Consider the following 14,262-nt stretch of genomic DNA (forward strand, 5'->3'; position numbering starts at 1 on the left):
TGTGGATCTTTTATTTTTATATTTGAGTCGAATTTATTCATAATCGGCAGTTGGGGTACAATAGCAGCGATTTTATATTACACGAGCTAAAAAGTGGTCAGGAAAGAGCTTTTGACTACATCTTCAGAAAGCACTATAAAGGACTTTGTGCGCAAGCTATGCTGTACCTGAAAGATTTGGATACAGCTCAAGGCCTGGTGCAAAATTGCTTTATTAAATTCTGGGAAAAGCGCAGTGAGGTAACCGAGATACAAAACATTCCCGCCTATCTATCCTTCATGGTTAGAAATCAGTGTATCGATTATTTGCGAAAAGAGAAAGTGATTGCAAAAGCTCATAATGAGCATGAATCAGGTAAAACCCATGCTGAAAATTCAACCGAGAATGTGGTTATGCTTCATGAATTTGAAGAGGAGTTAGTGATTGCTCTGTCTAATTTGCCCGAACGCTGCCGGATGGCTTTCGAATACAGCCGTTTTGAAGACTTAACCTATCCCGAAATTGCTAAAAAAATGAATATCTCTGTAAAAGCGGTTGAAGCCTTGCTGAGTAGGGCTTTAAAATCTTTGAGGTCAGAGCTTAAAGAGTATTTTCCTTTGTTGCTTCTACTGTTGGGTGTCATCCGATGATTTCTTCTCATTAACTTTTTTTATAGTTCTTTAAAAATTTATTAAGACCGCAATGTATTGTTTGTCAATGCTTTATGTGGTTTTCTTTCTTGAATTTTAATTTATTTTAACATCGCATATAGGGTGTCCTTCTTTTGGTTTCGTCAGAGTTGTAAATGAAACGAACTGAAAGTTTACATCTGTATTAATGTTAATCTAAAAATTAAATTTTATGAAAAAAAGAAGAATTAGTGAAGGTAAATGTCCAAAGATTCCGAAGCGGAATTTTATTGGGATTTATTTTTTCGCCATGGCCTTAATGGTTTTTTCATTAACGAGTTGTGAAAGTGATGATGAAGGAGGTAGTTTACCGGTTACAACAACTGTAAGTGTTACAGACATAAAGGATGTTAGCGCTGTGGTTAACGGAGCTGTTACTTCTGATGGCGGTTCAAACATTTTAGCTATCGGTGTTTGTTGGATAAAAGGAGAAGGCGAGCCTACCATTGATGATAATTATATCCCAGTGGGTGAGTATACTAAAGATGGGATTTTAGAAGAAGATTGGGATTACTCAATAGATTTTAAGGATTTATCTTCAAAAACTGATTATAGTGTTCGTTCATATGTGGCTAATGCCGCAGGTGTTTCTTATGGCGAAACAATAACATTTACCAGTAAGGCAGGAAAAACCTTCCATACATTGACTGCTGATATGATTGAAACACATGTTCAGGAACCATATGAAGGACCAAAAGAAGGTCTTGTGGATGGTGATCCGGCTACTTTCTGGCACTCAGCATGGTCGATTGCTGGAGTTACTTTGCCTGCACATATTCAAATCAATTTCTCTGAGGAAAAAAGCATTGGTGGATTTAATTTTATGACTCGCTTTGGAGGAGCTAATGGTAATGATGCTGATCAGTTTGATCTGCAAACCAGTTCTGATGGAGTGAATTTTACAACCGTTTGGGAGTCTGCTGAAGTTATTAACGCGCTAGTACAACCAGAAGTAAACGTTATTGCCTTTGACAAGAATTATACATCCAAGTACTTCCGAATCCGGATTTTGAATACGCGAAGTCGTGTAGGTACATGTACGCACATGGCTGAATTGCAGGTGTTTGAAGATGGTTTACTGCCTTACTAATAGCTAACAAGATTAAACGATAAATAATGAATTATATAAAGTCAATAATATTAAAAGGGCGATTCAAGGTTTTAAACCTTTTGATCGTTATGCTGCTGGCATCGTTTTGTGCCAATGCGCAGACGTTTGAAGTGAGTGGAAAGGTTACAGATGCTGCCACACAGGAGGCGCTACCTGGAGTTTCCATTGCAATTGTAGGAACAACCACAGGTACGATCACTGATTTTGATGGAAATTATAGTCTTGAGATAAGTGATAAGCAAGCCGTTTTAGCATTTTCTTTTATAGGTTACGAAACACAAGAAATACCTGTTGCCGGCCAGTCTGTGATTAATGTGGCTCTTAATCCTGATACAGAGAGTCTGGATGAAGTTATGGTTGTGGCTTATGGTACCATCAAAAAATCTAACTTGACTGGTTCGGCTGTTGCGATTGATAACAAGGAGCTTAAAGATGTTTTTACACCTAGTGTATCATCCATGTTACAAGGTAAGGTTGCCGGTGTTTATGCTTCTTCAACAAGTGGTAGACCAGGCGCCTCTACGGATATTACCATTCGTGGTAAAGGTTCTCTATCAGGTCCTACAGCACCGCTTTGGGTAGTAGATGGCATTATATATGGTAATTTTGATCCAGGAATTAGTCCTAATGATGTAGAGAGTATCACTGTACTTAAGGATGCATCTGCAACATCGTTATACGGTTCTTTAGGTGCCAATGGAGTAATACTGGTACAGACCAAGACAGGTGATGGCGTGTCGAGAATTAGTGTGAATGCTTCGCGTGGATACTCTAAATTCAACATGGGTAACTTTTCTCTTATGAATTCACAGGAGTTGTACGACTATCAAAAGACCTGGAATCCAAATGTTACTGAAGATGTCTTAGGAACAGACACTGATTGGCTTGAAAATGGCACGCAAACAGGTGTTGCTCAGGAGTATAATGTTAGTTATTCGGGTGGTAGTGAGAAAATTAGCACCTATCTGTCCGGAACCTATTACGGGGAAACTGGTACCATAAAGGGGTTTGAATACGACCGATATTCAGCGCTAGGTAACGTGAATATTAATGCGACTGATAAACTATCAATCAGATTAAACCTTTCAGGTGATTACAGTACAACGTACAATCAGGAGCATTCGCTTTATAACATGTTTACCTACATGCCATGGGATGAGCCATATCTTCCAGATGGTTCTGTATTGGATCCACGAACTGAAGCAGGAGAAGACTATCTGCTAGAGAATGGTAAGGTTTGGTATGGTCGTGACAATAACAACTACCTTTACGATTTGCAATACAACTACGGTACTTCACGTGGTAACAATTTCCGTATAAATGTTGGGGGGGATTATAAAATTAACGATTGGTTGACATTCTCCTCAATGAATAATGTTACGCTTACCTTTGGTCAGAGCGATTATTATACGGATCCACGTTCATTCGCAGGAATGGCCAATAACGGTAGTTATTCTGAATCACATAGTTTTACTCAACGACGCTTTACCAACCAGTTACTTCGCCTGCAAAAAGATTTTGGACTTCATTCGGTAAATACTTTTGTGGCCTGGGAATATAGTGATTATTACACAGAGAATACATCAGCTGCCGGAAAAGGTGTTGGTGGTGGTCTTCAGGTGCTTAACACTACTGCTGAAGCATTAAGCGTTGGTGGTTATAAAGGTGAGAGTGCCAAACAAAACCTGATGGCGAATGTTCAGTATGCCTATGATAACAAATACCTCGCTACAGCTTCATTTAGTCGTCAGGGCTCAAGTAGTTTCGGTCCTAACAATAAATATGGTAACTTCTGGTCTGCCAGTTTAGGATGGAATGCTCACCACGAATACTTTATTCAAAATATTGAGTGGTTAAATGTACTGAAGCTTTCTGCGAGTATGGGTCAAATTGGTAATGCACCAAGTGGATTTCAGTATCTTGGTTATTATGCTTTTGTTGACCAGTATAACGGAAAGGGTGCTGCCACACCTTATCAAAAAGGAAATCCAGATATTAGCTGGGAAAAAGTAACCACTTATAATACGGCCATTAACGCACGTTTATTCAACCGCGTTGGATTAAACTTGGATTTGTATTACAAGAATAGTGACGGTCTGTTGACATATGTGCCACTGCCTGCAATGACTGGGTATAATGGTGTTTGGATGAACGTTGGACAGGTTAGTAACAGAGGATATGAATTAAGTATTTCACCAGAAATCATTAAAGGAAATCGCTTCTCATGGGATATGACCATTAACCTGGCATACAATAAAAACCGAGTTGAAGAATTATACGATGATCAGGCAGTGAATCGTGGTAATACCCGGTTTGAAGTAGGCTACGATATGGATTCATATTATCAGCGCGTATGGTATGGAGTGAATCCTAACAATGGTGATCCGCTGTGGGAGAAAGTTGAAGAACAAGTGGATGAAGAAGGGAATGTGATTGGTGAAACAGTGAGTCTGACTTCTGATTATGCAGACGCAACCCTTCAGTTCACAGGAACTAAAGGTACACCTAGCTATATTGGAGGTATATTAAACTCTTTCACTTTTGATAACTTTACTTTGACGGCCAATATTTCTTTCGTCAGTGATGTGTATAAATATAACAGCAACCGCGAGTTATTCGACAGTGATGGTTCTTATGTCGGATTCAATAACATGAACCTGATGGATGGCTGGAGCCGTTGGGAAAAACCAGGTGATATTGCTACTCATCCAAGACCATTTGATGGTGGTGTGAATGCCAACAAAGTGTCATCCCGTTATCTCGAAGATGCCAGTTTCATTCGTTTACGTAATGTGAACCTGTCGTACACAATTCCGGAAACTTTGGCGGAACGTTTAAAAATTAAAAATGCCTCGGTATATGTCAGCGCTGATAACCTGATTACGATTACCGATTGGTCGGGAATGGATCCTGAATCAGGCGCTCTGTATCCCTTGTCGAAAAAGGTACTGTTTGGCGTAAAAGTAGATTTTTAACAATGAATCCTTTTTTAATTTAAGAGTATGATAACTAAAAAAATATATTCTATTATTGCAATTTTGCTGGCATTTTCAATAACTGCCTGCGATATTACCAGAGAACCTTTTCAGGATTTATCAGATGACAAAGTGTTTGCTGATGAGTTAGGAATTGAAGCAGCTGCTTTGGGTACTTATGCCTTGTTGAAAAAGAATGAATTTATGCGTCCATACCATTTTCATGGTGAATTTGGAGGTGATAACATTGCATTAAGCGGTTCTACTACTGACCCTTTGTTTTACATGTACAACTATCAGCATATTCCAACTAATGGGCATTTGAATAGTTTGTGGTCAACCTGTTATCAGGGTATTGTAAATGCTAATAAAGTTATTGCTAATGCAGAAGAGGGTACGCCTCGCATGAACCATGTGATTGGAGAGATGTATTATTTGCGTTCATTCTTCTACCTGAATCTTGTAACTATTTGGGGAAGACCTTACAACCAGGATCCTGATGGAAATATGGGTGTGCCTATTATCCTGGATGCAGAACCAGATGTTGATAATTTACCAGGAAGAGCTAGTGTGAAAGAGGTTTATGAGCAAATAATTTTAGACCTTGAAACGGCTGCTGATTTGATGAATGAGTTTAAACGAGTGGATAGTGAGTATCCGATTTATGCTTCTGAGCAGGCTGCGAATGCTTTGTTGTCGCGCGTTTATCTTTATATGGAAGAAAATGTAAAGGCTGCTGAATATGCAACTAAAGTAATTGAATCTGGTAATTTCTCTTTACTTACAGGTTCAGCTTATGAAACTTTTCCAACAATGGTGCCAGAGGATAATCCGGAAGTAATTTTTGCCTGTCGTGCCCTGAAAGATGAAGATGACTACGGCTGGTATGCCTTTGGAGGTATGTATGCTACCATTGATGGTGTTGGTTGGGGAGAAATGTATGCTTCAGAACCATACCGCGATTTGTTGGACAAGAATCCAGAGGACCGCAGACATAAGTTTATTGAGCCGCAGTACGTGGATGATGGTACCTATGAGTTAACTTATTCATATGATAAAGCATCTCCAGCTGGTTCAAGAATGTTTCAGATGTACGCAGTAACTGATAATGCAGGTACCTGGGAGTATGAATACAATGGGGGTACTCATGCTGTGATGACTGAAGAGGTGAATGGAGTAATGAAGTATTATATTACCGAAGGTGATCATATTAATGGAAAGACATATGTACGTATCGATAAGAAGATGAAAGTTCGTAATGGTTATCCTAAGTATTTCGTTATTAAATGTTCGAACCAGGAAGGACAACCACAACTTTTCTCACCGATTATTTCTCGTTTGGCAGAAATGTATCTGAATCGTGCAGAAGTAAAAGCAAAAGCTAATGATGTGGATGGTGCTTTGGCAGATGTAAATGTAATCAGAGAACGTGCGGGTATTCCAACTTATACAGAAGTGCCAGATGGTATGACTATACTTGAAGTGGTATTGGAAGAGCGTCGCCTGGAGTTGGCCTATGAAGCTCACCGTCGTTACGATATCTTCCGTAATGGTCTGACACTTGATCGCAAATACCCGGGTACACACGATAAAGGTTCAAATGCCTTACTGACAGTACCGGCTAATCATCCGAGGGTAGTTGATTATATTCCTGAAGCACAGATTCTGGCGATGCCAAATCTGATTCAGAATCCATAATATTTGCCTGAATAATTTTAAAGAGACTTTGCCAGGTATAATCATGCCAGGTAAAGTCTCTTTTTCTAAAAAATAAAGACATATGCAATATTCAAAACAATTCATTGCGTTTATTTTATCCATTTTCCTGGCGAGCTTTATTATTTCTTGCGATGGAGCTAATGGAGATGAAGATACCGATCCTCAACCGGAGACAAAAGAACCTCCGAAAATGTTGACTCAAGTTCCTGCAGAAGGAAATAGTTGGTTTCTAACAAACGTGGGGACAGCTCAAATGCACTCGAAAGATTTTAAAGGTAATAGCTGGTCATCAACTCAATCGGTTTTACGTACTTATTTTCATCTCGAGAAGGCAGGCACAGTACATATTGGCATTAAAGGAAAGGTAGTTTCCGGGACTTCTACAATTGAAGCAACTTTTCAGGGGGAATCAAAAGAGGTTACCATGAAAGATTCATATACAGGAGTGGTTTATATTGGTTCTTATGAGGTGGCATCTGCCGGGTATTATCACCTCGACTTAAAGGGGATAAAAAAAGTGGATGTTCAATTTGCTGAACTTGACCATATTGCCCTGGGGGGGGATGCTACCAGTGCAGGCGTTAACTTTTCTAATGAAGATTATTTTTACTGGGGACGCCGCGGGCCTTCAGTACATCTAGGGTATCAGGTGCCAACAGAAGCGAGCGATGTGCAGTGGTTTTATAGTGAGGTGCAGGTGCCGGAAGGCAATGATGTGATAGGCTCATACTACATGGCCAATGGCTTTGGACAGGGGTATTTTGGAATGCAGGTGAATTCAAGCACCGAAAGACGTGTGCTATTTTCTGTTTGGAGCCCATACCACACCGATGATCCCAACAGTATTCCTGAAGATCAGAGAGTGAAGCTAATCTCTAAAGGGGAGCTGACAATTACCAACGATTTTGGCAATGAGGGTTCCGGAGGCCAAAGCTACATGGTACATAATTGGGAAGTTGGTCGTAAGTATGGTTTTCTGCTGAGAGGTGAACCAGCAGCCGATAATAAAACAGAGTACAAAGCTTACTTTTTTGATTCGAAAGATGAGAAGTGGTATTTCATTGCGCACTGGAGTCGACCAGAAACTTCAACCTATTTAACCAACTTATATTCTTTTCTTGAGAATTTTAATACGGCAACTGGCCCGCTGGGGCGCATGGCTTTTTATGGTAATCAGTGGGTTTATGATACAACTGGCAAATGGTATGAGGTAACAAGTGCCAAATTTACAGCTGATGCCACAGCGCGTGATAAAGCCCGTATGGATTATGCCGGAGGCTATGTGGCTGGTGATGATGGTTTTTACCTTAAAAACTGTGGGTTTTTCAGTGAAGTTTCTACGTTGGATGTTGTTCATAATCGTCCTGCAGGTGGCACTGCACCCGTTATCGATTTTGACGCGCTCCCATTGAATTAGTAAATAGGACAGGAAAAGTGAAATAAACTAAAAAATATGATTTCTTCTTGAAATATCGTATTATTTTGGTTTATTTCACACCTTTGTTATAGGGTGTAGGGCCCCTGGAACCGTCTTACAGATAAGAAACAAACAATGTAATAGTGCTGATGGATTTTAAGAAGGATACAGATCATCTTATTATAAAATCTTTATCCAACAATTTGAATAAAGAAGAACAGTCGCGTCTGGATCAATGGTTAGCTGATTCAGAGCATAATAAAGATGAGTATTCTGCTTACTCCGAATTGTGGAAGCGTTCAGAAAAACTTGCTTTATCTGATGAGATTGATGTAGACACGTCTCTTGCCGCTACCAAAAGTCGGATGAACTTCAATTCCAATAAGCAAATTTGGTTGAATCGTTTACAGCAAATTGCAGCCATATTGGTTATTTCTATTGCTATCTCAACTGTTTTACATTTCTGGACGAGATCTGAAGCTGAAGAAGCCGTTTATCAGGAAATCGCAACCGCCTTTGGTGTTCAAACCAATGTTACCCTGGCCGACGGAACTGTTGTATGGCTCAACTCCGATAGTAAACTTCGATTTCCGGTTTCTTTTGACAATATGACTGAAAGAAGGGTTGAATTGTTAGGTGAAGCTTTTTTTAAGGTAGCACATAATGCTGAGGTGCCTTTTATTGTTAATGCCGATGAGTTGGATGTTAAAGTTTTGGGAACTTCTTTTAATGTCACAGCTTGGCCTGAATATGATAAATTGAGTGTTGCTTTAGAGGAGGGAAAAGTTAGCCTGTTTAATGCTAAATCCGACTCTAAGAAAGCGTTACTTACTATGAAACCCAATGAATTGGTAACGTTTGATCGTGAATCAAGAAGTTTAAATGTGGCTCATGTAAAGGACCTTGAAAGGTATAGCGAGTGGAAGGACGGCCGTTTAGTATTTTTGGGAGATGACATCGAAACAGTGATGCAAAAGCTGGATAAGTGGTATAATGTGGAAACAGTTATTGCGGATGAAGCACTCAAAGACTTTCACTTTACTGCTACTTTTACTAAAGAAACACTCAACCAGGCTTTAAGTTTGTTATGTAGTACCTCAGGTATAGCTTTCAAGATAGAGGCTGCTGTACAAATGCCAGACGGAAACTACACAAAGCGTAAGGTGGTACTGTCTTCGATAAAATAAACTGGAAAATAATAAAAAAAGCAGAGGAGTGGTGACGCACTCCTCTGTTTTGCAACTAATACCCAAATGTTAATCAGGTAAAATAAATGTTAATTTAAGCTAAAGGCAAAAATATGAAAAAATAGAAACAACCGGTTATTTCCGATGAGATATATAGAAAAAAAAGTGTCAGTTTGGAGAAGCTTATTGTTGACAATCATATTGTTGGTCAATGCCTCTCTAGCACCTGATCTGTGTGCGCAGGAAAATGGGATTCACCTGGATGAAAAAGGTGTTTCCATTAAGGATGTATTGCGGAAAATTGAAAGAATGAATGGTTATTTCTTCCTCTACAACAACAACCTGATTGATGTGGAGCGTAAGATTGATATACAAGTCTCCAATGCTGGAATTGATCAGGTTATTCCTCTTATTTTCAGTAACCAAAAAGTTAATTACGTCATTCATGACAGGCAAATTGTACTTTCACCCTATGAGCTACAGGCATTTAAAGGTCGTGAATATATAGCACAAGGGAGGGTTATTGATGAACAAGGGCAGCCGCTCATTGGCGTTGCCATTGGGGTGTTAGGCACAACGCGAGGTACAATTACGAATATGGAAGGACAGTTTAAAATTGAACTGGATCGTCCGGTTGCTGAATTGATATTTTCTTTTGTTGGCATGAATACAATTCGTTTTGACTATCAGGGCAAAGATGATATTCAGGTCGTGATGTCGCCCAAAAATAAATTGATTGATGAGGTGATTGTTGTAGCTTATGGTCGGCAGGCGGCCATGACTGTCACTGGGGCTGTACATTCCATCAATATGCAAAAAGTTGAGAATGCAGGTGTGCCTCAGGTGGCCAATTTGGTGCAAGGAGTTGCACCCGGATTGTTGGTGATTAATTCGTCAGGTATGCCGGGTGAAAAGCCTAAAATGCGTATCCATGGCGAAGGTTCGTTCAACTATTCCAACGAGCCTCTGTGGGTGATTGATGGTATAATTTATGGGCACTCTTCGCCGGATATTAATCCAACCGATATAGAGTCGGTTTCTGTATTGAAAGATGCTGCTGCTACAGCACTGTACGGTTCCAGGGCTTCAAATGGCATCATTATGGTTGAAACAAAGGTTGGAAAGTCTGGGCATAATGCCTTTACTTTTAACTCCAATGTGGGTATTACCCAGCTCAACCAAGGGCGTTTTCAGATGATGAACGGGAAGGAGTTATATGATTATACCATTGGTTTTGTAAATGATCAAAACCAATTTACCATGCCAGATCCTGATTCTGATAATGTTCTTAAAAGTACCAATTGGCTAGATATTGTATCAAAAACTGGTGTTGTACAAGATTATAATTTGTCATATGAAGGCGGCCGAAAGGGAGTGCTTATTTATGCCAACCTGGGATATTTCGAAGAAAAGGGTGCTGTTATTGGGCATGAGTGGAATAAGATTTCCGGGCGAATTAACTTTGACTACCAGGTGTCAGAAAAAGTAAAGATGGAGGCCCGCCTAAGCGGAGTGTTTCAGGATCGATTCAATAAAGAAAACGGTATGCTTCACTATTCATACCTGATGTTACCATGGGATAACCCTTATCACGAAGATGGAAGTATTAAATTGATTACCAGCGATGACTCCAGCTTAGAGTGGTATAGTCGTTATCAATTGAATCCGTTATATAATCAGCAATATAATTATACGCAAAGCAAAAATTACCAATACATGTCAGACCTTAAACTGGAACTTAAGCTGACTGACTGGTTGAATTTCTCTTCCGCAAATCGACTGCATAACACACACAGCCGATATGAGAGCATTGTTGATGCACGCACTTCTGCTGGTATTGCTAATAATGGTTCTATTGAAAATCATTATGCTCAACGACATTACTTTTCAACCAGTAATATCTTCCGTTTCAATATTGAACAGGAGAAACATCACCTGTTCGGATTGGCTGCTTATGAGTATTCAAAATCATACTTCAATAATATGAATGGAGCAGGCAGAGGTGTGTATTTCGATCTTGAGACCTTGAATAATACCTCGGTGCCCATGTGGCTGAATGGGACCAAATCAGAATCGGCATTTTTATCTGGCCTGTGCAATTTTCAGTATAACTACGATCAAAAATATATGATGAATGCTTCATTTAGAAGTGATGGTTCATCTCGTTTTGGCAAAAATAATCGCTTCGGAAATTTCTACTCTGTTGGTTTAGCATGGGCACTACACCGTGAGAAATTTATGAGTGCTGCCGGTTTCATTGATCATCTGCGAATCAGAGCGAGTTATGGCTCGGTGGGTAATGCTAATATCAATGAATATGTGGCTTATGGGGTATATAATATGAATAACGTGCAGTACAATGGCGAACCTGGAGGTCACCCCAGACGCTTATCAAACCCTGATCTAACATGGGAATCAAATTATAATGCAAACTTTGCCATTGATGCTGGTTTATTTCGTCGATTAAACCTGACCCTGGATATTTACAGTAAGAAAACTGCGAATCTTATACAGGATATACCAATGCCCCTTGTGAGTGGCTTCTACTGGTACACCGACAATGTAGGCTCTATTCAAAACAGAGGAATAGACATTCTTATGGAAGGTAGTATTGCTGAGGGAAGGTCTTTTGAATGGAGAGCCAATTTTAATGTTAGCTTTAATAAGAATAAAGTGATAGAACTAAATGAAGGTGAAGAAATATTTATCGGTAATAAAATAATTCATGAAGGTTGGGATATGAATACCTTATATCTGCGCAAGTGGGTTGGTGTGAATCCCGAAAATGGAGATCCTTTATGGGAGAAGGTCGTCATCAACGAGAATGGAGAGGAGATAATAGAAATCACCAATAATTATAGCGATGCCACGATGCAGCCCGTTGGAAGTACTTCACCGGAGTTTTTCGGAGGCTTTTCTAATACATTACGCTATAAACGTTTGAGTATGGTTGCTGATTTCAATTTCGTCTATGGCAATCAGATTTATAATAGTTACCGCGAATTGTTTGATAATGACGGAGCTTATCCTAGCTATAACTCCATGAAACTGCATTCGGGTTGGAAGCGATGGGAAAAGCCCGGTGATGAGGCCACTCATCCCAAACCTGTGTTTCAGGGCAACAGATTATCCAATAAGAGTTCGTCACGTTACGTTGAAGATGGGAGCTATATACGTTTGCGGCAATTAGTGTTACGTTATAAGTTACCCGAAAAGTATATCAATCGGATAGGCTTGAAAACGGCAGAGTTGAGTGTGTCTGGCGCTAACTTATGGACATGGGCTAACTTTTCAGGTATGGATCCGGAAGTTGGTATTGAAGGTTATTCCGAAGCATTGTATCCGGTGACGCGTAAGTTTATGCTGGGAGTTGATATTAGTTTTTAATGCAGACAAAGGTGAGTATTATGGGTAAGAATATGATTGTACTGGTAATTGGCTTAGTTTTATTACAGGCTTGTAACCTGGATTTAGAGCCTTATGAGGGACTGCCCGAATCTGAACTTATTGACAGTGACCATGGGATAAAAGGAATTACAGTTGGTAATTATAACTACTTGAAGGACTCGTATTATCAGCGCAACTTTCATTTTTTTGGCGAGTATGGTGGTGATAATATTTCACTGAGCGGAACCACCACGGATCATTTGTTTTATTGTTATAACTACCAGCATTTTCCGGCTATGTCCAGTACAACCAATTTCTGGGAAAAGGCCTATCAGTTGGTGGTTGGTTGCAACAAAGTGATATTGAATGTCAACACAAAAACAGCATCAGCTCAACAGCGTGAGTTAAAAGGTGAAAACTTGTTTCTACGGGCGCTAACCTTCTTTCACCTGTGCAATACCTTTGGCAGACCATACTATCAAGATCCTGAAAATAATCTGGGAATACCGCTAAAGTTAGATGATAACCTTGAAAATATCCCGCATCGTTCAAGTGTTGAGGAAGTTTATCAGCAGGTTATATCAGATTTGAAGGAGGCTGAACAGCTCATGACTAGCCGCAAACCTAATATCTACGCTACAAAGGAAGCGGCTCAGGCGCTTTTATCAAGGGTTTACTTATACATGTCAGGGAGCATTGAGAATCCCAATAAAGAGCATGCCTTAATGGCGGTTGAATATGCCACAAAGGTGATTGATTCTGAAATATTTCACCTGCTTAATACAGAGGTTTATAAGACTTATTTTCAATTAGCTCCGGAAGAAAATATTGAAACAATTTTCGCAGTAAAGCACCTTCCGGATATTGATGATAGAGGTTGGAGTTCCATAGGTTCCATGTATAATTACGTGAATCAGCAGGGTTGGGCTGAGATGTTCGCTTCAGAGCCTTATCGTGAGCTTTTGGGCCAGAATGTGGAAGATGTACGTCACTCATTTATAGAACCACAGTATGAGCAGGATGGCGTTACTTTACAGAAACGTAATGGCTATCCCAAATACTATATCAATAAATTTTCTCTACAGGAAGGATACCCAACACTTAGTTCGCCCGTATATATTCGTCTTGCCGAAATGTATCTGAACCGTGCCGAAGGGAATGCCCGTGCAGGCCATGCTCAGGCCGCACTGGATGATGTGAATTTACTTAGGGAGCGCGCTGGTCTTTCTGCTCAACAGCTATATACGATTGATGATCTAAAAGGAAGAGAAAGTGTTTTGGAAGTTGTGCTGGAAGAGCGCCGTCTTGAGTTGGCTTTTGAAGCTCACCGACGTTGGGATATATTCAGGAATGGTCTGACATTGGATCGACGTTATAGTGGAGTGCACGAGAATGATTTTGAAACGCTACTCATTTCTCCAGAACATCTAAGAGTCGTATTTTTTATTCCCGAATCACAAATGATTGTGCAGGATAACCTGGTTCAAAATCCATAATGAAATTAAGATACTGCTGAGATAGGTTAGTTTTATTAAGGCGCTTATTGTTGAAATCATTTAGTCAGCTTTCCTGAATTGCATTATAATCTTTGTTGCGTTCGTCAATTAATTGGTTATTTGGATTATAAGCTGTTTGATGCCGGAAATTTATACCTTTTTGATGAAAATACCCTCCTTGTCTCTAAATATCATAAAATCAAGGGTGTGTGTTGATTTGTAAAGGAGGAGGTGAGTTCTTTTCTTTCGCTCATATATCCGTAGATTGGATTATTTAACTGCCTTAAAGCTCTCATCTATTG

At 39.7% G+C, this 14,262-nt stretch carries 8 protein-coding genes; all 8 read left to right on the forward strand.

The annotated features are described in order from the left end of the window. The first annotated feature begins 50 nt into the window (after positions 1-50). The 8 genes from KDU71_RS11910 (at position 51) to KDU71_RS11945 (ending at position 13,960) form a co-directional block, all read left to right on the forward strand. Positions 51-629 (forward strand): RNA polymerase sigma factor, encoded by a 579-nt coding sequence (locus KDU71_RS11910; RefSeq protein WP_212191212.1) that lies wholly within the window; start codon positions 51-53, stop codon positions 627-629. Between the two features lie 211 nt (positions 630-840). Next, entirely contained in the window at positions 841-1,758 is a 918-nt protein-coding gene (locus KDU71_RS11915; protein ID WP_212191213.1) for a discoidin domain-containing protein, read from the forward strand. Positions 1,759-1,784: 26 nt separating this feature from the next. Next, positions 1,785-4,754: a SusC/RagA family TonB-linked outer membrane protein gene (locus KDU71_RS11920; RefSeq protein WP_212191214.1), complete on the forward strand. Its 2,970-nt coding sequence runs from the start codon at positions 1,785-1,787 to the stop codon at positions 4,752-4,754. Positions 4,755-4,781: 27 nt separating this feature from the next. After that, on the forward strand, positions 4,782-6,452 hold the full coding sequence (locus tag KDU71_RS11925; RefSeq protein ID WP_212191215.1) for a RagB/SusD family nutrient uptake outer membrane protein: 1,671 nt from the start codon (positions 4,782-4,784) through the stop codon (positions 6,450-6,452). 82 nt (positions 6,453-6,534) lie between these two features. Next, positions 6,535-7,890: a DUF3472 domain-containing protein gene (locus KDU71_RS11930; protein ID WP_212191216.1), complete on the forward strand. Its 1,356-nt coding sequence runs from the start codon at positions 6,535-6,537 to the stop codon at positions 7,888-7,890. Between the two features lie 203 nt (positions 7,891-8,093). Continuing rightward, positions 8,094-9,077 (forward strand): FecR family protein, encoded by a 984-nt coding sequence (locus tag KDU71_RS11935; RefSeq protein ID WP_212191217.1) that lies wholly within the window; start codon positions 8,094-8,096, stop codon positions 9,075-9,077. Positions 9,078-9,221: 144 nt separating this feature from the next. Further along, a complete protein-coding gene (locus KDU71_RS11940) occupies positions 9,222-12,464 on the forward strand; it encodes a SusC/RagA family TonB-linked outer membrane protein (RefSeq protein WP_212191219.1) in 3,243 nt (1,080 codons plus the stop codon). 20 nt (positions 12,465-12,484) lie between these two features. Further along, a complete protein-coding gene (locus KDU71_RS11945; protein ID WP_212191220.1) occupies positions 12,485-13,960 on the forward strand; it encodes a RagB/SusD family nutrient uptake outer membrane protein in 1,476 nt (491 codons plus the stop codon). Positions 13,961-14,262 lie beyond the last annotated feature (302 nt).

The sequence above is a fragment of the Carboxylicivirga sediminis genome (assembly GCF_018156225.1).
In the GTDB taxonomy this organism is placed as follows: domain Bacteria; phylum Bacteroidota; class Bacteroidia; order Bacteroidales; family Marinilabiliaceae; genus Carboxylicivirga; species Carboxylicivirga sediminis.

Excerpts from the sequence above, each read along its gene's own strand:
- KDU71_RS11930 (WP_212191216.1), top strand. The coding sequence starts at position 6,535 with ATGCAATATTCAAAACAATTCATTGCGTTTATTTTATCCATTTTCCTG.
- KDU71_RS11920 (WP_212191214.1), top strand. The coding sequence starts at position 1,785 with ATGAATTATATAAAGTCAATAATATTAAAAGGGCGATTCAAGGTTTTA.
- KDU71_RS11940 (WP_212191219.1), top strand. The coding sequence starts at position 9,222 with ATGAGATATATAGAAAAAAAAGTGTCAGTTTGGAGAAGCTTATTGTTG.
- KDU71_RS11925 (WP_212191215.1), top strand. The coding sequence starts at position 4,782 with ATGATAACTAAAAAAATATATTCTATTATTGCAATTTTGCTGGCATTT.
- KDU71_RS11915 (WP_212191213.1), top strand. The coding sequence starts at position 841 with ATGAAAAAAAGAAGAATTAGTGAAGGTAAATGTCCAAAGATTCCGAAG.
- KDU71_RS11945 (WP_212191220.1), top strand. The coding sequence starts at position 12,485 with ATGGGTAAGAATATGATTGTACTGGTAATTGGCTTAGTTTTATTACAG.